Source organism: Corynebacterium sp. TAE3-ERU2 (assembly GCF_019209955.1).
Lineage (GTDB): Bacteria > Actinomycetota > Actinomycetes > Mycobacteriales > Mycobacteriaceae > Corynebacterium > Corynebacterium megadyptis.
Genome location: NZ_JAHUTL010000002.1, coordinates 176,348 through 196,110, shown reverse-complemented (window position 1 = coordinate 196,110; position 19,763 = coordinate 176,348). Strand labels below are relative to the sequence as shown.

The following is a 19,763-nucleotide window of genomic DNA, read 5'->3' as shown; positions in this document are numbered from 1 at the left end:
TGGAAGGTGTAGGTAATAGACCTGCGGTCGATGATCGTGCGACGAATAGCGGTAATGAAGGACTCCGATAAAAACCACGGAAATGAAGAGCGCGAACAGTACCTAGGGGCGACCATTAGAGGCGCTTCAAGTCTACCGGTCACCAAGATAGGTTCATCGGGCATAATCGACGCTACTCTACTACGAAAACGATCGCTGATAGTAACCTTGAGCTCCCAGTCGTATCTAGAAAAGATGAGAGTCCTCGCTGGGGGTAACGCGATGCCATCTACTGTGTTTGAGACGGATATAGATGTCCCACCTCAAAGAACGATGCTGGGCTCTGTCACCGCCATCACACGAGGTATAGTTGACAAAATGAAATCAGTGACGTGCACGATAGTGAATTGATTTCGTACCTGCGAACGTGGTGGATTTAGTGATTGGTCTAACCTAGGTTCTCATGGTTATCAAATACACGTTCGCTTTATCTTTCGATTTTACATCCCATCGTTTAGTTGGCTCGCTACGGGTAAGCGTTTAGTTAGTTCGTTTTGGGGGGTTCTTCATGGCTTTATAAAGCCTCACCACTCCCGTGCTATAAACGAAGCCCCACTCTAATTGTGGGCTCCCCCATAAGTGGGTGATGGGGTCGGTGGTTCTGGTCTGGTGTGGTCTGTGGCCGGTAGGTTAACCGAACTCGTCACCCGCAGTCGGTCGGATGTAGTATCATCGGCGTTAACGGCGAAGAAAGGAACGCTAATGGAAATCGCGCCAATTGCCCAATGGACATTCGTAAAAGAAATTCAAATTCCCAGTGATATTGGGCCCATTCTGGTTGAGGGCGAGCAGCCTTGGGTCGCCTTCAAGACCTTTCGGGACAGTGCGATCTTCACGAACAAGCGCCTCATCGTGCGTGACGCGCAGGGGATATCGGGCAAGAAGGTCGAGATGTACTCCCTACCGTATTCGTCGATCAACATGTGGTCCTCGGAAAACGCCGGCACTCTTGACTTCAATGCAGAAATTGAGATGTGGACGCGTGCCGGCCGGATCAAAATCAAGATTGGCCGCGACGCCGATATCCGCCGGATCGACCACCTGATTTCGCACGCGGTATTGGTAGCTGGGTAGAGCTAGAACCGCCCCGCAGAAAATGAAAGCCCACGCGCAGTAATCGTGCGTGGGCTTTGTCTAATTTTAATGAGCTGCCCGAGGCTTTCCGAAGCAGTTTCGCGAACCTCTGCATTGCCGACCTTTCCAGTCGAGGTATTCGGCAGTTCGCGGGCGATGACGCTGTCACAATCCACCTTGTAAACCGCAGTATTGTTGTCGCAGCGCGTGATCATCGCCTTGATTACGTCTTCGTTGTGTTGCCTGAACCGCATCGATACGCCCAGACCAAAGCTGGCATGCAGCCACGGAGCCGGCACCACTATCCGGCGGTGCTGTTCCACCCTGTGGCTAGAGGCTGCGCACGTACATGCCAGCTATTCACCCCACACGATCCACACTCACCCCCGTGCGTGACAGACGCCCCGCGTGTGAACTCCCGTCCCGATCGCCGAGGAACTCCAGCACACCTCAGCCGCCCCGCCCGCTCCCAGGGTGCTCTACTCTTCCGGCGCTAGTTTCTCGATCACCCGCAGGGCGTGGGGGAGGGCGGCGTCGACGCTCGCGGCCATGGCCTCGAAAGCAGCGAGGGGCTGGCCGATGGGGTCGCTGATGCTGAATGATCCAGCCGAGGCGTTCTGGGCTACTCGTTTCGTCTCGGGCTGGCCCATGATGGGGGTTCTGGGGCGGATCTCCTCCGGGTTAAGGCTCGCGAGATGCTTCAAAGTAATGCAGGACCGCCACGCCGCCGGCGCGGTGCGAGCGATTGCGGGAATGTGGTCCTCAGCTGCGGCGATAATCAGGTCAAAATCTCGGGCAATGGCTGCCGTGAGATACCGCGAGTTTCCCTGGCTGGCGTCTATTCCCTGCTTCTCAAGCAGGCTTAAGGTATGCGGATGATAGGGAGTACCATTAGTTGCTTGGGTGCCCGCACTATCTACCTGTACCTCGAGCCCGGCGGCTGCGGCCGCGTGGGCGAGGCGATACTCGATATACGGGGAACGGCAGATATTGCCGGTGCACACTGTCAGAATCTTGAGAGTCATAGGCCTATTAGAACACGGCTCTTCAACGCGGCCAGCAGTAGTGGAGGTATGCAGACGTGGCGACTAGCGAGGCGACGCAGTGACAGTTTCTAAGCTCCGCCAGCTCATCGCGATGGGGCTCGGGCTCGGCCCCGGGTTGCTTCTTCCTTTTATCTTGGCGCTGCGCCTCGATGCCGCCGACTCGGACCGCGTCATCGTGCTGCTCACCGTGAGCATTTTGGGCACGGCTATCGTCACCCAGGCCGCGGAAGCCTATGCCGTGGCGGAGCTGTCCCGCTCCCTCAGCACGGGGGCAACGGTGCGTTCCGCGGTGCTGCGCTGTGTACGGGCGCTGGCGGTGCCCGCCGCGGTCGGCGTGACAGTAGTGGCGGCGGTGACGTTTATCGCCTTCCTCTTCACCGGCGGCCTGCCCGCTGATCAGGGCGTGTGGTTGCTGGTGGTGGCGGTTGCGGTGCTGGTGGCGTGTTTCGCCAGCCCGCTATCGGCGTGTTTGATCTTGGAAGATCGCAGCTATATTCCCCTCAGCACGCAGGGCTTGCGCTATCTCGTGCTCATCGTGGCGGTGCTGGTCTTGCCCTTCGAAGGCGGAGAATTGGTGGTGTTCTTCCTGCTCGGGGAGATCCTGCGCGTTGTGGTCCTCGCCCTAGCGCAACGACGCTTCCTCGCCGATGAACCCATCGATAGTGCCACGGCAGCCGGTCTCGACACCACCGATTCTTCCCCGCAAGCCTCAGGTGGCGCGCTGTCGCTGTATCAGCAATTCGGCTCCAATGGCATCACTCAAGCATCGGTGCTGATCGAGCGTTCGGTGATCTCCTCTGTCGGCCAGGGCGCTATCACCTTCTATGAGCTTGCGGACAAGATTGCCTACATCATCATCCAGGCAGCTTATGCGCTGGGGATTCTGCCGCGCATGAAGCGGTGGGCGGATGCCGCCGGGCAGTCGGATTATCGCGAGGCCTATGCACGTTTCGCCCGCGATGTTCGACGCCTCCTCGCCGCCGTCGCCGCCATTGCCCTGCCGGGAGCGGGCGTGGCCCTCGTGGTGGCCATGAGTGGCATTGGCCCAGAGGCCGTGGGCTCGGTCGCCGCCTATTCTTCCGTGCTGCTGGTAGCCACGCTGCCGATCGTGTACGTCTTTGCCGCCATGCGCCTGCTGGTGATGCTCAACGGGCAGCGCTATTTTGTGCCCGCTTCGCTGGTCTCCATCACCGTGATGGTGGTGGTGGGCCTCGGGCTGTTTAGCGTCATCGGCGTGGTGGGCGTGCTCATTGGCCGGCTCCTCAGCCGTGTTACCACCGCTGTGCTGTACTGGCGGGCAATCCACAAGCTCTCCGGCGCGGAGAGCTACCAGCCGAAGCACCGCAAGGGTGCCCGCTAGGGGCGTCCCTACTTACGGCGCAGCCGAGAAATCAGGGTGCGCGTACCCATCAACACTGTGCGTAGCCGCAGCTGCATACTCAGTGGCAGCGGCGCCAGGATGCGGGCCAGCCGCGACTGTGCGCCCTGGGCGTCATAGGCCTTCACGCTGGGGCCGATGGCTGCGAGAAAGTGGCGCCAGGAGTTCTTCTCGCGGGCCTCCAGGAAGCTAGAAATAGAGAGCTCGCTGAGCGCGCGGCGGCGGCGGATGAGGGCGACGCGCTTGTCATCGGCGTGCTCATAGCCGGGCTCGACGCGCTTGTGGGGCACGGGAAGCCCTGCCGCGATATCGTCGGCGAGGCGCACTTCCACGCCGATGCGACGGTGGCGCACATTGCCGGATTGGGTTTTGAGAGTGTCCTCCTCAGAGAGCTCCTCTAAAAACACCTCGTCGGCCTGTTCGGCGCGCAGGAGCAGCTCGTGTAGCTCGGGGTTGCGCACCACCACCACATTGTGGCCCAGCGGATCCGAGGCATAGCGGGGCAGCCAGGCGTCGCCGAAGGCGATATCGGCGGTCTCGGCGAAAATATCATCGCAGACATTGCAGGCCTTGGGCTGGAAGAAGCCATGGCCCCAGTTGGTGCCGAGCATTTCGAAGGTCTTTTTGGTGCGGGTGCGGCCGGCGCGATCGGTGGCCGAGGTGGCATAGCGATTGGCTGGGCCGACGCGATCTTTTACCCGGAAATCCACAGCCCGCAGATTCGCCGGCTCGATGCCGAGCTGCCAGCCCAGCGACTCGGCAAAACCGGTGGTCTTCATATGCCCGCACACCAAACCGATGGTGTAGGGCACAAGCTCGCTCAGCTCCGGATCGCGCTGCTGGAGCAGCCGCAAGGCGCGCACGTGGCAGGGAATACCAATGAATACATAGCGGCCGCCGGCGCGCTGGGCGCTGGCGAGCGCCTGGGAAAACTCCACCGGGTAGTACACAGATTTGCGGTGGGCCCGTAGCTCCTCCAAGGTGGTGGAGATCCCGAAGGCAAAGAGCGGCTGATCGGCCTCGTCTGTGGAGGTGCGCTTGACGTGGATGATGCCATCGACAGCCCCGGATGAAAGCAGCGCGCCGGCGACAAAAGACACCAGCCCGCCGGAGGAGGAACCGAGGCGATAATCATCGCTGAGGACTCGGCCGGCATAGAGGGCGCGGTGATAGCCGATCGCGGTGGTGTAGCTGCAGTGCTCCGCATAGCGCGGGGCGGCGAGATCGTCCTCGGTGGGGGAGTCATCGCTGAAGGGGCATACCCCAGACACAGCCTCGGCATGCTCGGAGAGATCGCCTGCCCGATACTGTCCATCGCGAGACAGCGTGATGGGGATGCTGCCCTCGGTAGCGATGGAGCAGCCGCCGCATCCGATGCAGAAGTCGCGCTGGGTGACATCGCGGATGCTAAAAGCTGTGCGGGGCGTAGACATAGATTTAGCTGTTCTTTCGGGCTGACTGGACAAGGGCACGGGCGATAACAACGAGGAAGAGTGGGCCCACCACCAGGTAGCGCTTCGCGAGGCGGCGCGGCTCCTGGGAGAGGCGATAGGCCCACTCGAGGCCGAGTTTTTGCAGCAGCTGTGGGGCGCGTTGGGTGGTGCCCGCGGCGAAGTCCACGGCTGCGCCCGCGCCAACATACCAGCCGGCGGGCAGCTGCTCGATATTGGCTAGCACCCAGCGCTCCTGCTTCGGGCTGCCCAAGCAGACAAAAGACACATCCGGTTGGAGTTCGCGCAGCTGCGCGATGGTCTCAGGGGCGGCCGTGAGATCCTCGCTAAAGGGAATAGAGACGCCATGGATCGAGGCCCCTGGGTTATCTGCGCGCAGCTGGCGTACTGCGGCCTCGCGGATATCATCGCGTCCCCCGAGTACGGCGATGGTGCGATCCTGCGTGGCGGCCGCAGCGGCCACCGCGGGCAGAAGGTCCGCGCCGGTAACGCGGTGTACATCGTGGGCCTTTAGGAGGCGGAAAAGAGCAAGCAGCGGGGCGCCATCGACAAAGAGCGCATCGGCGGAGCCAAACTCCTCGCGCCAGTTTTCATCGCTGATCAGGCGGTTGAGCTGATCCACGTTGGGAGTGATCGCCAGCAGGGGAGAAGAGGGGCGGGTGGCGTCGAGAAGCATCGTGGTGGCCGCGGCCAGATCGCCACGAAATACAGCGATGCCGTTGATGCTGGGGGAATGCTCGGAGCGCTTATCGACGGCAACGCGCGGAATACGCTCCCAAAGGCGGCGGAGGACGGTCATGCGGGATCTCCGTTCTTAGTGGATGCGCCCTGGGGGAGGGCGGGATCAGAGTGGGCCGAGAGATAGGCGGCGAAGGCGAGTGCCGGAACGGTCACGATAGAGCCGAAGGTGGCCTCGGAAAAGAGCGCGGCGGCAAACCACGCGGCGAGTACTGCAACGCCGGTGGTATCCAACCGCGGCAAGACGAGGTAGATCGCGTAGCCCAGCAGCAGCAGGCCGATGATGCCCATCTGGAACACTAAGGTGCCGATGGCGCTTTCGCCGCCGGATTCCAGCCACAACTGGCGGGGGATCTCGGGGTTGTAGAGGCGGTAGAAGTTACCGCCGCTGCCCACACCGAAACCGAGGGGATTATCGGCGATCGAATACAGCCCGCTGAGCAGCCCGGCGATGTGAATACTGGAGGATTCGCCGCCGGAGGTGCCCACCGGGTTCGTCCAGACATTCACGATGTAGGAGGGGCCTTTGACCATGGTGGTGTAGGCGAACGTGAGAACCGTGCCAATAGCCACCGAAGCCCAAAAAGCCCAATGCCGGTGGTTGCGCCACCACAGCAGCAGCACATAGGCGATAATGCCGGTGGTGACCACCAGAATGGAGTTCTTGGTGGCGGCCAGAGAAATGGTGATGATCAAAAACACCGCGGAGGTTCCCAGCGCACCAAGGGCCAGCCCGTTCGGGCGTTCGCAGACAAAGAGTTGCCGGATGATTTCGATCAGCGCGAAGATCAAGACGAAGCTGGCCACATAGCCGGCGTTGATGGGTTCCACGAGGAAGCCGCCGACACGGGTGGCGGTGCGGCCGAAAACGATCGTTTGCTCCGAGAGCGCGTTCAGTCCCGCGATGTGCTCCACATTGAGCAGCGCCTTCCACTGGCGCGAGCCGATGGCATACTCCAGCAGTGATCCGAGCACCAGCACCACCGACAGGGTGCAGACCATGACATAGAGTTGCACGCGCGGCAGTGCTCGAGCCGCAGGGGTATAGGCGGCCAGAGCGAGCATGAGCAGAACAGGCCCGAGGAAATTGCGGGCATTGGCCGCGAAGCTGGCGTCGAGGCCAGCATTGTGGCCGATGGTGTATAGCCCGAACACCACAGCGGTGAGGAAGAGCGGAAGCGTGGAGCGGCGGAGATACACGGCCTTGAGCAGCAGCACCCCGGCCAAGATGAACGCGATGATGGTTTTGGTTTCGCTGATCACGACGGTGATATTGCCGGAGCCATCGTGCAGCACTCCCAAAATGGCGTTTTGAAATACCGCGGCCAAAATGGCCACCAGCAGCGCCGTCATCGGCGAGAGCAGCGAGAGCAGCAACGCCACAATGCTGACGAAGAGCAAAGACATCACGGCGGACTCGATGATGGTTCCATTGGCGAAGAGCAGCATCGGTACCCCGTAGAGCACCAGAACGAGCACGAGGGAGCTGCCGAAGCGCAGCAACTCCTGCGCCACCACGCTGGTGATGTCCTGCTGCTCGCGGTTGACGAGCACGGAGGTGTGCTGGGCCACGGTTTATAGCCCCCTAAAATTCTCAGCCGCCCGCTCTCGTAGCTGCGGCACCGTGGTGCGCAGGGTGTCCTGGACAGCCTCGGGGTCGCTGGCGATGCGCTCTAGGGCGGCGCAGATGGCTCCGCCCATGCCCGGGCGCGGCTCCACCAGCAGCCACGGCAGCTCCAGATCGGAGACCAAGCCCTCCACCTTGCCCTGGGTGCCGAGCACCACTGCGGGAGTGAGATTGGAGAAGCTGAGAATCGAGAGATGCATCCGGCCGGTGACCACGCTCTCCGCGCCGGCTGCCCACTGGGCCACCTCGGCGGGGGAGAGAAGATCAGGCAGGACGCGATAGGGGATCTGCTCGGAATCAAGAGCCGTGGTGACCTCGCGAATAGCCTGCCGGTCGTCGCCGCCGCGATTGGCCACGTGCGGGATGAAGACGAGCTCGCGGCCGTGGCTCGATAGGTAGCGGCATACCTGCAGATAATCCTGCACCTGATCCATGCGATGAGAAATCAGGCCCGAGACATTAATGAGCGTATAGGGCTGGGTGGGGGCGGCAGCTGCCGGCGCCGTGGCGGTGGGCAGGTTAAAGACCACATCGGCCACATGTTCGCAGTCGCCGGCCGCTTGAGTATCGGCGCGGAAGCGCTGATAGGAGATGCTGTCGCGGCAGCAGGCCTGTACCCCGGCTGCGAGCGCGGCGCGGGCGATGGAGCTGACCTGCTCGTCTACTGCAGTGCCCCAACTAAAGCCGAGAATGCGGGTGTCATAGCCGGCCGCGGCGGCGGCGCGGGCCAGTGACCACGTTTTATATGCCACGCCGCGCTGGTAGCCGCCATCGATGATATCGGCGCCAATGATGCAGAGATGTTCCGCCTGGGCGATGTGCTCGGCGAGAGTTTCTACCGCAGCGGCGCGGGCGCGGCCATGGCCATAGAAGGCATCGGCGGCGTGGAGGACGGTGACGTCCTCGCGCTCGATGGTGTAGGTCGCCTCAGGCTTGGCCACCACAGTCACCGGGCCAGGCACTGTCTGCAAGGCGGCGGTGAGCATGGCTTGGTCGCCGATATTGGCCACGCCTGTCGAGGCGATGAGCACGGTGCCGCGCCGCTGCTGCGAGTGCTCCGCCGGGTGGGCGGAGAAGACGCGCTGATCGCTGGCGCTATAGCCGGCCAGGGCGCGGTCGTGATCGCGCAGGTTCAGCGCCGTGGCCCGGCCGCGGCGAAGCAGCTGGAATACGGGCTGGGGAAGCACGCTGATGATGCGGTCTTTGGTGGATGCCACAGGCCTAGCTTTCCGTCTTCGGGGTGGAGGACTCGGAGTTTTCCTCGCTGCTTTCTTCCGTGTTCTTCGCCTCGTCCACGCGGTCGTAGTAGTGGTTGTAGTCCGACTTGCGGCCGGACTCCACGGTGCGGCTGAGCACCACGCCGAGTAGCTGGGCGTTGACCTTCTCGAGGGCGTCGATAGAGGAGGTGAGGTTATCGCGGGTGGTGGTGTTCCAGCGGGCGATCATCACGGTGCCATCGACGATGCGGGCCAGCAGCGCGGCGTCGGTGACCGGCAGCACGGGTGCTGAATCCACGATCACATAGTCGTAGGTGTCCTTGAGCTGCTGCAGCAGCTCGGACATGGCATTGGAGCCAATGATCTCGGCCGGGTTCGGCGGGATCGGACCGGAGGCGAGGAGAGTCACCCCGGAGGCGTCGTCGATAAGCGCATCCTCGAGGTCCATCTCGCGGCGCAGCACATTGGTCAAACCGACAGGGGCGTCGATCTCCATGTACTCGGTGAGGCGGGGGCGGCGCAGGTCGCCCTCGATGAGGCAGACCTTCTCGCCCTGCTCAGCCAGCGAGGCGGCTAGGTTGAGGGCGGTGATGGACTTACCGGAGCCGGCGAGCGCACTGGTGATCTGGATGATCCGCGGGTTGCTATCGATGGCGCAGAACTGCAGGTTCGTGCGCAGGGTGCGGAAGGACTCCGCGGTGCGGGAGAAGCCGCCGCTGAAGTCGATCTGCTTGTTTTCGCTGATGTGCTTGTCCTCGGGGATGGTGCCCAGCTGCGGCAGGGTGGTGATCTCGGCGACGTCATCGTGGGTGCGCAGACGACGGTCGGTCATGTGCACAATCAGGGCGATGAGCAGGCCGAGCGCGAGACCGAGGAAAGCGCCGGCGAGGGCGAAGGCCACGGGGCTGGGGTTGCTCGGTTCCTCCGGCAGTGACGGAGGTGCCACCACATTCGCGGAGATAGTAGGCAGGGACTGACCCTCGGGCGTGGAGGTCTTTTTCACCATGTTGGTGAATACCTCGATGGTGGCATCGGCGATGTCTTTGGACAGCTGCGCCTGGTCGGTGGTGGCGGAGATTTCCAGCAGCACCGAATTGGCATTGGCGCTGGCAGAGAGCGCCTGCTCCACCTCCTTGCGGGAAATCGGCGGCACCACACGATCAACCACCTTGTTGGTGACAGCGGCGTTGGTCACCAGCTCCGCATAGGACTTCACCATCTGCTGCGAGGTCAAGCTGGCCTGGTAGGGGTTGGCGGCCTCGCCGGTGGCTTGGTTCACCGAGATATACACCGTGGCTTGGGAGACGTAGCGATCCTCCCGCAGATAGGAGACGCCGAGACCGGCGGGGATACCAAGCAACATCACCAGCAGGATGATCCACCAACGGTGAGAAAAGAAACTCTTGAATGAAGTGAAAGTCATGAAGGGCGTCCTTGACAGATGTTTCGGTGGGCTAGGGCAGCAGGTGGTGGGCCGAGGAGGGGCAGGGCGCACCGTCGGAAAAGGGGGCTAGTAGGCGCCGTCGCGGGAGAGCACAGCACGCAGGGTGCTCCACAAAATGTGGATGTCTTCCAACAGCGACCAGTTTTCAACATAAGACAGATCCAAGCGTACGGACTGCTCCCACGATAGATTGGACCGGCCCGAGACTTGCCATAGCCCAGTCATACCGGGGCGGACGAGCATACGGCGGGCGACGAAGGGATCGTATTGCATGACTTCCTCGCGCAGTGGTGGACGAGGACCGACCAGGCTCATGCTGCCGCCGAGAACATTGAAGAGCTGGGGAAGTTCATCCAAGCTGAAGCGGCGCAAGAACTTACCGAAGGGTGTGATGCGGGGATCGTCTTTCATCTTGAAGAGCACCCCACCATCGCTTTCATTCTGCTCCCGCAGCTTGTCTTTCATCTTGTCCGCATCCACGACCATGGAGCGGAACTTGATCATGCCGAAGGGTTCGTTATTCATCCCGAGCCGCTCGGCCACATAGAACACCGGGCCGCGGCTGGTGAGCTTTACTCCGAGGGCGCAGATCAGCAGCAGGGGAGAGAAGAGCAGAATGAGCAGGAACGCGCCGATCTTGTCCAGCAGCAGCTTGCCCAGCCTGCTGGCGCCACGATAGCGCGGCTTATCGACGTGAATCAGCGGGATACCCGCCACAGGGCGCATCATCATGCGCGGCCCGGCGACGTCGATAATGCCCGGTGCCACCAAGATGTCCACATTGAGTTCTTCCAAGTCCCAGCTGAGCTCGCGCATACCCTGCAAGCCGATGGTGTACGCGCCGGCGATGGCGACGGTATCGGCTCCGGTGCGTTCCGCGAGGTGTTTGATATCGCGCCAGCTCGATACCGTCGGCGTGGAGGAGGTAACCCCCGGCAGCTGCTGGAGCTCCTCGGCGGCGCCGGTGGTACACAGGCCCACGATGCGCCATGGAGTGGTCCGGTTGCTGACAACGGTGTTGAGGAGCTCGCTGAGGGTGGAGCTGCCGACGGCAATTACGCGGCGCTCGCAGCGCCCCTTAATGTAGCTCCGCCACAAACGCCGCCGCCAGAACCAGCGGGTGAGGAAAAGTAGCGTCAGCCCGAGGGAGAGGGCCACGAAGAGATAGCCGCGAGAGAGATCGGTTTCGGTGAGCACGCTCGTGATGGAGATCAGGCCGAAGACGATGAAGGTGGAGTGGAGCACCCGCGTATAGGTCTCCGCACCATCCGCGATCACGCGCTCATCGGCGGCCTGGATGATGCGCAGGGTGATGAACCATCCAATGGCGATCAAGGGGGTGATGAGCAGGTAGGGAATTTGTTGCGCGCCTGCTTGGGCATAAGAATCGCGGGTGCCAAAGCGCACTAAATCCGCGCAGATTACGGCTATGGCCACGCTCACCGCATCCATGATCACTATGCGCTGGCGCAGACTGTGTTGGGCCTGACGTATGCTCAGCCGCGAAGGGACAGGCTCGGAATAATTTTCTGTAGGCGAGGGCTTCCTGTTCGTCGATACAGACCGTATCGCGTCAAGCATGTGGTCGGCCACCAAACGTTGTAGACGGTGCGGATGTGGAACACGGTGATCTTATCGAAAATTTACTCAGACATGTCAAAGTTTCAGCTCAGTGTGACGTATTGAATTTTTTGCCATAAATGGGCATTGCGCGTGGGGTGGAAAACGCCCAGAATAGCCCCACTGTGGGTACATAGAGGCTGCGTATCCGAGTGCTTAGGGCACCCCAAGGTGAGGGTAAATGATGCTGGCTGTAAAGCGCGGGATCACTTATCCGAGGTGTTAGCATGACAGTTATGCACCGGATGGTACGACGTGGACTTATTGCCCTTGTAGCAGTGTTCGTGCTTCTTATAATCGGCTCCATCGTGGCCTTGGGCGCTGCGTATTGGATGTTTTCCGGCTATCAGACCGCGAACTCCGAGCGCACGGCAACCGACACAGCCGCAGCACCGAGCCACAACGGCATCTACCTCGTGATGGTGCGAGATACGCGCGCCGGGGGTAACGCCGAATTGCTGAACTCCCGCAGCGAACGCCCGAGTGATGTGGGCCGTACCGATGTCATGGTGCTGGCGCGGTTGAAGTCGGGCACCCCGATCGAGATGGTGTCGATCCCGCGCGATACTTTGGTGGATATTCCGGCATGTAAGCGCTCTGATGGCAGCAGCACAGAGCCGCAGTACACCAAGATCAACGCCGCCTATGCCTTCGGTGCCTCGAGTGATAGCGCCGCCCAAGCCTCCCCCTATGGAATCGCCTGCGCCGAGAAAACAGTGCACGATCTCTCTGGTATCAGCGTGGAAGGCTCGATGGTGCTGGATTCGAAGGCTATTGAGACGGCCATCGACCGTCTCGGCGGGGTAGAGCTGTGCGCCTCGGCGGCGCATGCTGCCGCCATCGCGGGGCTGAAAGAGGGCTGCCATACCGTCGACGGCGCCACGGCCTTTGCTTTTTCCCAGGCGCGCTATGGCATCGACAATGAGTCGGATATCGCCCGCATTGATCGCCAGCACATGCTCATCGAGGCCTTTGCCGCGCGCCTATCGGAAAAGCGCGTGCCTTGGGACATCCCAGAGCTGATGGATATTGTCCACGACCTAGGGCCGCACATCACCACCTCGGAGGGGCTGATCTCGATGAACAACGCCACCAAGGCGCTCTCGGCCACCCGTAATGGCTCAGTGCAGGCAGAAACCATGCCCTTTGTTCCTGCCCCAGACGGAATCAACGTCCAGCCCGCGCCCGAGGCCGAGCACACCTGGGCGCGACTGCGCGGCGAGCAGGAGAGCAGGCAATAAAGCGTCGATAAGCGCCGAGCAGCGCCGTCTTCTCGGCTGTCTAGGGCAAAGAGGGGGTATAGCGCAGCGGGTTGGGGCGCAGCTCCACCTCCGTGGCAATGCGCAGGTTAGAGGCCACCTTTTTCTGCTCCCGCAGCTCGTAGAGCCGGGAGACCACCCGATCGCGCACCGTGTAGGGCGACATGGTGTTCAGATAAATCTTGGTGCCGCCCTCAAAACCAGCGAGCGTCGAGACGCGCCATTTGATCATCACGCGCCACGGCATCGGCAAATCTAGGTTGATGGGCTTGTGGTGCCACTCCTCATTGCATGGAACTTCGGCACCGGTGGCGGCGTGGCAGGCGTGGATGAGATCGCTCATGGCATCGCGCTCATCATCAGTGTGATTCCACGGCTCGGAGCGCGCCGACTTAGAGAAGATCTCGAGAGTGGGGTAGCGGTGCCCGAACCCGGCAAAGCACACGGCGTGATCATTCTCGCCGATCACAAGATTGTGGCGGTGGGCATAATCCACAGCCCACTCGTTATACATATTGGGATTCGCCCGCAGCCGCGAGATTTCGCCCTCTGCCTGCACCCCGCGATCATCGATGGCCACCAGTTGCTTGTGCAGGTGATCGAAGGAGGCGCCGGCAGGCTTCAACCAGTTTTGGAACACCGCCACATAGGGGGCATAGCGGTTGTGGCGGTAGAGATCCTGCATGGAGTCCACGGTGAAACGGATGAAGGCGCGGTGCTCATCCACGCTGAGGGTGCCCGATGAAGCCAGCCCCGAGGTGTCGGTGGCGTCGTCTCGGAAGTGGCGGCGGCCGATAATCACGTCATGGCCGCCGGCGAAATAGCCCGGCGCCTTGGCCAGCAAGTCCTCCTCGGTGGTGGCCATCACCTGGGCCTCGGGGATACCGGAGGCGCGCATACGGGTCCGCACAATATTGAGCACATGCTCTCGCCCCGCGGGATCCGCGATATAGGTGTGCATGCGCTGCGAGATCTCCTCATCGATGGTCAGGTCATAATTGGCCTGCCAATAATCAAAGGACAGGATTTCGAAGAGGTTCGGCACCCGGCGGAAGGCGTAATTCTCATCCAGCTCGCTCGGCAGCAGCCCGCGCTTGATCTCCCAGCCAAGATCGGTGCGCACGATGCGTGATTTCTCCGGCGGGGTCTCGAGCAGGCGGGCCGCGCCAAAGGCGCAGGAGGTATCCCGGTCCTCGTCCCGTAGGGGCGCGGTCTCCACCTTCGGCACGGCAAGTGGGCGATTGCCGCGGCCGGGCACCGTCCACACCTCCGTGCCGGAGAACGGGTTAATCTGCTTGATTGTGCCGTCCGCCATCGTTTGCAAGGGGGCGGGCCGAGAATACATGGGAGAACTCATAGACCCTAGCGTATTAGCTGCACCCTCGACTAGCATGCAAGCATGGCACAGGTCATCTTCGATTGTCTCGTTCCCACCGCAGAGATTCCCTCGCTCAAGCAGCGCTGTGAACTGCTACTTTCTCGCCTCATCGAGTACAACAAAGTAGGAGAAGCCCAGCTCCGCGCCGTCGAGCAGAACCCAGCCCTTCTCGAGGGGGTGGAAAAGGCGTTGCGCGACACCTACGCCGAACAGCACGAGGGGCGAGAGCTCGCCAATGCTGAGGTGATTCGGATGCTCATGCATATTGAGCGCCCCGCCCACTCTCTCAACGGGCTGGTTATGGTTCTCTCCCGGCTCTTCACCCCCGCCGCCACGCTGCCGCGTGATCCCGCTGCTCTCGAAAACGAGATGGCTTTCGAGCTGCCGGCCCGCTATCCCTGGACCGTGCAGGTCCATCCCTAACCATCGCTGCAGTTCTGTTCTGCCCTGTTCTGTTTTCTTCGCTCGCTAGCGATACCGCTGCCAGCGCGTGTGAGGGGCGCTACACTGTGCGTTTGTGGCTCAAACAAGTGCGGAGCTAGACCACGGTATCTAGACCGCGGTATCTGGGCCACAACCGACATTCCGAGCACAGCGCGAACAAGGATATTTCATGGCACCCCAGAACTCGTGGAATGGCCGCGAGGACGCATATCGTCCCCAGAACGCAGCAGAGGACACCCAATTTTTACCCCGCCCCGGCCAGCCTAGGCCGCAGGGTACGAGCAACCAGGCCTATGACGGCCAGTGGGATACACCTGCTCCCGCCGGCGGCCCCGGTGGGCCAGGCGGCCCCGGTGGGCCGACCGGTCCCCAAGGGCCGGGTAGGGCTGGCGGGGCGTCCGGCGGCCGATTTGCCTTCGGCCCCTTTTTCATCGGACTCGCCATCGGTCTCGTGGTGGCACTCGTCGTTGGTATCGCCGCGTGGATGATGGCCGGCAGCGAGAAACGCGCCCTTGCCGCAGAGGTCGATGGCATCCAAGAGACACTCACCGCCTATGACTCGGCAAGCACCTTCGTGGAAGCTAATGAGTACATGTGCGAGGAGCACAAGGGCAACACTGATCACCTCGCTCTGCTCGATAAGCTGGCGGGGGACACTGAGGCGGGGCCGGGCATGGAGGCCGTGACCGTGGAAAAACTGCATTTTGTGGGGGACGATCGCCAGCGCATCCGCTTTGAGGACAGTAAATACCCCACCCTGCTGAAAAAGGAGGATGGGGCCTGGCTCGTGTGTGATCCTTATGTGAACATGCGGCAGCTGAGCGAGGCCTATGAAGACGGAGTGGACTCCCTCGTGGGATCACTCTTTGGTGATGGCGGCCTCGACCTCTTTGGTGACCTCGGCGGCCTCGACACCCTTGAAGGGCTCAATGACATCACCGGGGAGAGCATCGAGGACTGGGAGCAGCAGTACCAAGACCTGATGGGCCAGCTGGGGCTCTAAGCTCAACGCCGCCGCGGTTAGCTTCGAGCGCAGTCTGCGGCGAGCTGCCTGCCGGCAGCGCGCAATTGCTCGGCCACATCCATCCCTGGGGCGAGTTCCTGCACCATCGCTGGGCGCTGCTGTGCCTCATAGCTCCCGCACACCACCACGGCGGTGGTATCAGCTGCCGCAGCCAACTCGCTGATATGGCCTACCACCTTGCCGCCGAAGGAAGTATCGTCCACTCGGCCCTCGCCCGTGACCACCACATCGGCGGCAGCAATCTTTGCGGCAAGGCCGTGGTGGGCAGCCACAAACTCCGCGCCGGGTACGAGCTGAATGTGCTCGTTCGTGCCGTGGATCAGCCCCGATAGCCAGCTCAGGCCCACCGGGAGTGCCCCCGCCGCGCCAAGCCCGGCGGTGGCAGGGTCCACATCGCAGACCGAGCACAGCTGCGCAATACCGGCGTCTAGGACCTCGATATCTGCGTCGCTGGCACCCTTTTGCGGCCCAAATACTGCCGCCGCCCCCTGCGCTCCGGTGGCGGGGTTTGTTACATCCGCCAGCAGTACCCAATCCACGGCGGCGGCCTTCACGTTCAGCTGCGCGGTATCGATGACATCGAGATTGCGTAGATCCCCGCCGCCCTGGCGCAGCATATAGCCGTGGCGATCCATGGGCGCCGCCCCGAGGGCGACGAGAATGCCGGTGCCGCCATCGACGGTGGCAGTGCCGCCCAAGCCGAGCACGATGCGTTGCGCGCCGCGCTCCACCGCATCGGCGATGAGCACGCCGGTGCCATAGGTATCCGAGCTCAGCGGGCTGTGTCCCTCGCCGACCTGGGGCAGGCCAGAGGCGGCGGCCACGTCGATTACCGCGGTGGCCGGGGTAGAGTCCTGGGCCGGAATGAAGGTGTAGGTGGCGTCGATAAGCCTGCCATCGGCGGAGGTTGTGGGCAGAGTGATCGGGGTTCCGGCAAAGAGGCTGGATGTTCCCTCGCCGCCATCGGCCATGGGGGTGGCGATGACCTCGGCGTCCGGAAGCACCTCGTGAATACCGGCGCGAAGATGGGCGCAGGCCTGCTGGGCTGTGGCAGTGCCCTTAAAAGAATCGGGGGCCAGAAGAAACGTCATCGGGCGATCAGTCATAGCTTCACAGTGTATAAGGCCCGCCGCTTCCCACGGGCACGCTTTCGGCGCCCTCTGCGCTGCACTGGATTATTATTCTCACTAGAACGGCCAGTACACGGCGCTGCGCAGCAACGATGCAGCGCAGGAGCAGAGAAATCTCGACCGTGGTTCTTATAAGGAGCGGTGATGATAAATACACGATGGCGCACGCGGCGCGCAGCGGCGATGGGGCACACGAGGGCGGTGGCTGCGGTTCTGGCGGTCATGGCTGTGGCCGGGGCGGTTCTCAGCCCCGTGGGCGCGACTCCCGCAGCCGCAACACCTCCCGCCGGCGCGACTCCTGCAGCTGCAAGCACGGGTGTGGATGGCCCCCGCGTGGCGCGGCCCTCTCTCGCGAAGCGGGTGCTGCTCGACTCCGAGGTTCGCCCCTTGCAGCCGCAGGGGACTAATGATCCTTCCTGTCGCGCCACCGCAGAGCGGCAGGAGGCCGTGATCTTGGTGCATGGCACGGATTCCACCTTCTATGGCGACTACGCGGAATTAGGGCCACGGCTCGTGGACGATGGCTGGTGTGTATTTGGACTGGACTATGGCATGGGGCCCGATCCGGATCGGGGCTTCGGCTATCGCCCGCTTGAAGAATCGGCGGCCCAGGTGGATGAGCTGGTGCGCGCGGCGTTGGCCACTTCTGGGGCGACGGGCGTGCACATCATTGGTTTTTCCCAAGGCGCCTCGGTGGCCCGCATGTGGGTGAACGCTATCGATCGGGGTGAGCTCACCCGCAGCTGGATCGGAATCGCCTCGCCGACGCGCGGCGGTGGCCCAGCGCATCTCGGCACCGTGGTGGATCATCTCCACGAGCAGGCGGCGGGGGAGTCGAGCGCAGCACTCAGCCGTGGCCTCGATCGCGTGCTGCAGCCGAGCCTGCAGCAACTCCTGCGCGACTCCCAGGCGATCAAGGAGCAGAACACCCCAGCAGAGACCGTGCCCGGGCCGCGCTATACCACTATTTCCACGCGGATGGACGAAATGATCTGGGATGTGGACGTGCAAAAGATTTACGGCCCGAACACGCAGAATCTGGTGCTGCAGGAGGTGTGCCCGCAGAATCTCGGTGGGCATATGTACTCTCCCTACAACCCGACTGTGCTCAGCGCGGTGTTAAACCTATTGGACAATTGGCAAAGCGGGGGTGAATGGGGGGAGATTGACTGTCGGCCGGTTCCTCTCGGCTTCGACATGCCCGAGCTGATTGTGGTGGACAACCTGCGGAAACTGAGGGGTGATACGGCAAACCCTGAAGGTGTGACATACATAACACATGGCTAAGTTGCGCATATTCCCCCTGAGCAAGAGACTGGATATCGGTAAGACGATAGAAATTCATCCCTCGAGTTCACGAGGGATATGGGAATTGGAGAATTATGACGAATACCGCCACCAAGAACGATGATGTGCAGTCTGTAGACGCACAGATCTCGGAGTACTACGACCGCTTGTGCCAGCGTAACGCCGGCGAGCCCGAGTTCCACCAGGCGGTGCTCGAGGTTCTGGAATCCCTCAAGATCGTCCTCGACAATGATCCGCACTATGCGGACTACGGCCTGATCCAGCGCCTCTGCGAGCCGGAGCGTCAGCTGATCTTCCGCGTGCCGTGGGTTGATGATCAGGGCGAGGTTCAGGTTAACCGTGGTTTCCGCGTGCAGTTTAACTCTGCTCTCGGCCCCTACAAGGGCGGCCTGCGCTTCCACCCCTCCGTGAACCTGGGCATCATCAAGTTCCTCGGTTTCGAGCAGATCTTCAAGAACTCCCTCACCGGCCTGCCCATCGGCGGCGGCAAGGGCGGTTCCGACTTCGACCCCAAGGGCAAGTCCGACGCTGAGATCATGCGTTTCTGTCAGTCCTTCATGACTGAGCTGCACCGCCACATCGGCGAGTACCGCGACGTCCCCGCCGGTGACATCGGAGTGGGCGGCCGCGAGATCGGCTACCTCTTCGGTCAGTACCGTCGTCTGGCTAACCAGCACGAGTCCGGTGTCCTCACCGGCAAGGGCCTCGAGTGGGGCGGCTCCCTGGTGCGTACCGAGGCCACCGGTTATGGCCTGGTGTACTTCACCAAGGAAATGATGGCTGCCGACGGCGAGTCCCTCAATGGTGCCAAGGTGATCGTGTCCGGCTCCGGCAACGTGGCTATCTACGCCATCGAGAAGGCTCAGGAATTCGGCGCTGTGGTGATCGGCTGCTCCGATTCCCAGGGCTGGATCCACACCCCGAACGGCATCGACGTGGCCAAGCTGAAGGAGATCAAGGAGGTCCGCCGCGACCGTATCTCTGCCTACGCCGACGAGGTCGAGGGTGCTACCTACCACTCCGAGGGCTCCATCTGGGATCTCGAGTGCGATGTGGCCCTGCCCTGCGCTACCCAGAACGAGCTCAACGGTGAGCACGCTCAGAAGCTCATCGACAACGGCTGTAAGTACGTTGCTGAGGGCGCCAACATGCCCTCCACCCCGGAGGCTGTTGAGGTCTTCCGCGAGAAGAAGATCGCCTTCGGCCCCGGTAAGGCCGCCAACGCCGGTGGTGTTGCTACCTCCGCACTGGAGATGCAGCAGAACGCCTCCCGCGACTCCTGGTCCTTCGAGTACACCGACGAGCGTCTCCACGTGATCATGCGCAATATCTTCCGCGCATGTAAGCGTACCGCCGAGGAGTACGGCCACGAGGGCGACTACGTTATCGGCGCGAACATCGCCGGCTTCAAGAAGGTTGCCGACGCCATGCTGGCGCAGGGCGTTATCTAACACCCTCCCCGCGGGATGCTATCCCGCTACTGACACACCCTGTCCTCCGGTCCTTGTGGCCGCGGGCAGGGTGTCTGTCGTTGCGGGGTTAAGAAAGCGTAGTGCCGTTTTCTTCGCCTGCATACGCCCATGTCA

The 19,763-nt window shown here is 62.1% G+C and carries 17 protein-coding genes; 7 read left to right on the top strand and 10 right to left on the bottom strand.

Annotated elements, in window-relative coordinates:
* Positions 1–741: 741 nt before the first annotated feature.
* Positions 742–1,113 (top strand): PH domain-containing protein, encoded by a 372-nt coding sequence (locus KRX12_RS03825; protein ID WP_218365796.1) that lies wholly within the window; start codon positions 742–744, stop codon positions 1,111–1,113.
* Positions 1,114–1,115: 2 nt separating this feature from the next.
* Here KRX12_RS03825 and KRX12_RS03820 read toward each other — a convergent pair whose 3' ends face one another.
* Positions 1,116–1,436, bottom strand: a complete 321-nt coding sequence (locus KRX12_RS03820; protein WP_218365795.1) for a hypothetical protein — start codon at positions 1,434–1,436, stop codon at positions 1,116–1,118.
* Between the two features lie 156 nt (positions 1,437–1,592).
* The gene (locus tag KRX12_RS03815; RefSeq protein ID WP_218365794.1) at positions 1,593–2,138 is read right to left on the bottom strand and encodes a low molecular weight phosphotyrosine protein phosphatase; all 546 of its coding nucleotides are present in this window, start codon (positions 2,136–2,138) and stop codon (positions 1,593–1,595) included.
* Between the two features lie 79 nt (positions 2,139–2,217).
* Here KRX12_RS03815 and KRX12_RS03810 point away from each other — a divergent pair, with 79 nt between their 5' ends.
* Positions 2,218–3,519 carry a hypothetical protein gene (locus KRX12_RS03810; protein ID WP_218365793.1) on the top strand — a complete coding sequence of 434 codons (1,302 nt, stop codon included), beginning with the start codon at positions 2,218–2,220 and terminating at the stop codon, positions 3,517–3,519.
* An 8-nt stretch (positions 3,520–3,527) separates the two neighbouring features.
* Here KRX12_RS03810 and KRX12_RS03805 read toward each other — a convergent pair whose 3' ends face one another.
* From KRX12_RS03805 to KRX12_RS03780, 6 genes are all read right to left on the bottom strand, one after another.
* The gene (locus KRX12_RS03805) at positions 3,528–4,970 is read right to left on the bottom strand and encodes a Coenzyme F420 hydrogenase/dehydrogenase, beta subunit C-terminal domain (RefSeq protein ID WP_218365792.1); all 1,443 of its coding nucleotides are present in this window, start codon (positions 4,968–4,970) and stop codon (positions 3,528–3,530) included.
* A 4-nt stretch (positions 4,971–4,974) separates the two neighbouring features.
* Positions 4,975–5,787, bottom strand: coding sequence for a WecB/TagA/CpsF family glycosyltransferase (locus tag KRX12_RS03800; RefSeq protein ID WP_218365791.1), 813 nt, complete (start codon positions 5,785–5,787; stop codon positions 4,975–4,977).
* Positions 5,784–7,298, bottom strand: a complete 1,515-nt coding sequence (locus KRX12_RS03795) for a hypothetical protein (protein ID WP_218365790.1) — start codon at positions 7,296–7,298, stop codon at positions 5,784–5,786. Before KRX12_RS03795 ends, KRX12_RS03800 begins: the two co-directional genes overlap by 4 nt.
* Before the next feature lie 3 nt (positions 7,299–7,301).
* The gene (locus KRX12_RS03790) at positions 7,302–8,570 is read right to left on the bottom strand and encodes a polysaccharide pyruvyl transferase family protein (RefSeq protein WP_218365789.1); all 1,269 of its coding nucleotides are present in this window, start codon (positions 8,568–8,570) and stop codon (positions 7,302–7,304) included.
* A gap of 4 nt (positions 8,571–8,574) precedes the next feature.
* Positions 8,575–9,993, bottom strand: coding sequence for a polysaccharide biosynthesis tyrosine autokinase (locus KRX12_RS03785; RefSeq protein WP_218365788.1), 1,419 nt, complete (start codon positions 9,991–9,993; stop codon positions 8,575–8,577).
* 87 nt (positions 9,994–10,080) lie between these two features.
* On the bottom strand, positions 10,081–11,466 hold the full coding sequence (locus KRX12_RS03780) for a sugar transferase (RefSeq protein ID WP_255549013.1): 1,386 nt from the start codon (positions 11,464–11,466) through the stop codon (positions 10,081–10,083).
* A 452-nt stretch (positions 11,467–11,918) separates the two neighbouring features.
* Here KRX12_RS03780 and KRX12_RS03775 point away from each other — a divergent pair, with 452 nt between their 5' ends.
* The gene (locus KRX12_RS03775) at positions 11,919–12,875 is read left to right on the top strand and encodes an LCP family protein (RefSeq protein WP_218365787.1); all 957 of its coding nucleotides are present in this window, start codon (positions 11,919–11,921) and stop codon (positions 12,873–12,875) included.
* A gap of 40 nt (positions 12,876–12,915) precedes the next feature.
* On the opposite strand, the gene KRX12_RS03770 is transcribed toward KRX12_RS03775, so the two are convergent.
* The gene (locus KRX12_RS03770; protein ID WP_218365786.1) at positions 12,916–14,250 is read right to left on the bottom strand and encodes a DUF4921 family protein; all 1,335 of its coding nucleotides are present in this window, start codon (positions 14,248–14,250) and stop codon (positions 12,916–12,918) included.
* Positions 14,251–14,292: 42 nt separating this feature from the next.
* Here KRX12_RS03770 and KRX12_RS03765 point away from each other — a divergent pair, with 42 nt between their 5' ends.
* Together KRX12_RS03765 and KRX12_RS03760 are read left to right on the top strand one after the other, a co-directional pair.
* Positions 14,293–14,694 carry a hypothetical protein gene (locus KRX12_RS03765; protein ID WP_218365785.1) on the top strand — a complete coding sequence of 134 codons (402 nt, stop codon included), beginning with the start codon at positions 14,293–14,295 and terminating at the stop codon, positions 14,692–14,694.
* Positions 14,695–14,884: 190 nt separating this feature from the next.
* Entirely contained in the window at positions 14,885–15,718 is an 834-nt protein-coding gene (locus KRX12_RS03760) for a hypothetical protein (protein WP_218365784.1), read from the top strand.
* Positions 15,719–15,735: 17 nt separating this feature from the next.
* Here KRX12_RS03760 and KRX12_RS03755 read toward each other — a convergent pair whose 3' ends face one another.
* A complete protein-coding gene (locus KRX12_RS03755; protein WP_218365783.1) occupies positions 15,736–16,845 on the bottom strand; it encodes a glycerate kinase in 1,110 nt (369 codons plus the stop codon).
* A 168-nt stretch (positions 16,846–17,013) separates the two neighbouring features.
* On the opposite strand from KRX12_RS03755, the gene KRX12_RS03750 reads away from it, so the two are divergent.
* Both KRX12_RS03750 and gdhA read left to right on the top strand, forming a co-directional pair.
* Positions 17,014–18,156 (top strand): triacylglycerol lipase, encoded by a 1,143-nt coding sequence (locus KRX12_RS03750; protein WP_218365782.1) that lies wholly within the window; start codon positions 17,014–17,016, stop codon positions 18,154–18,156.
* Between the two features lie 95 nt (positions 18,157–18,251).
* On the top strand, positions 18,252–19,628 hold the full coding sequence (gene gdhA / locus KRX12_RS03745; RefSeq protein WP_255550066.1) for an NADP-specific glutamate dehydrogenase: 1,377 nt from the start codon (positions 18,252–18,254) through the stop codon (positions 19,626–19,628).
* Positions 19,629–19,763 lie beyond the last annotated feature (135 nt).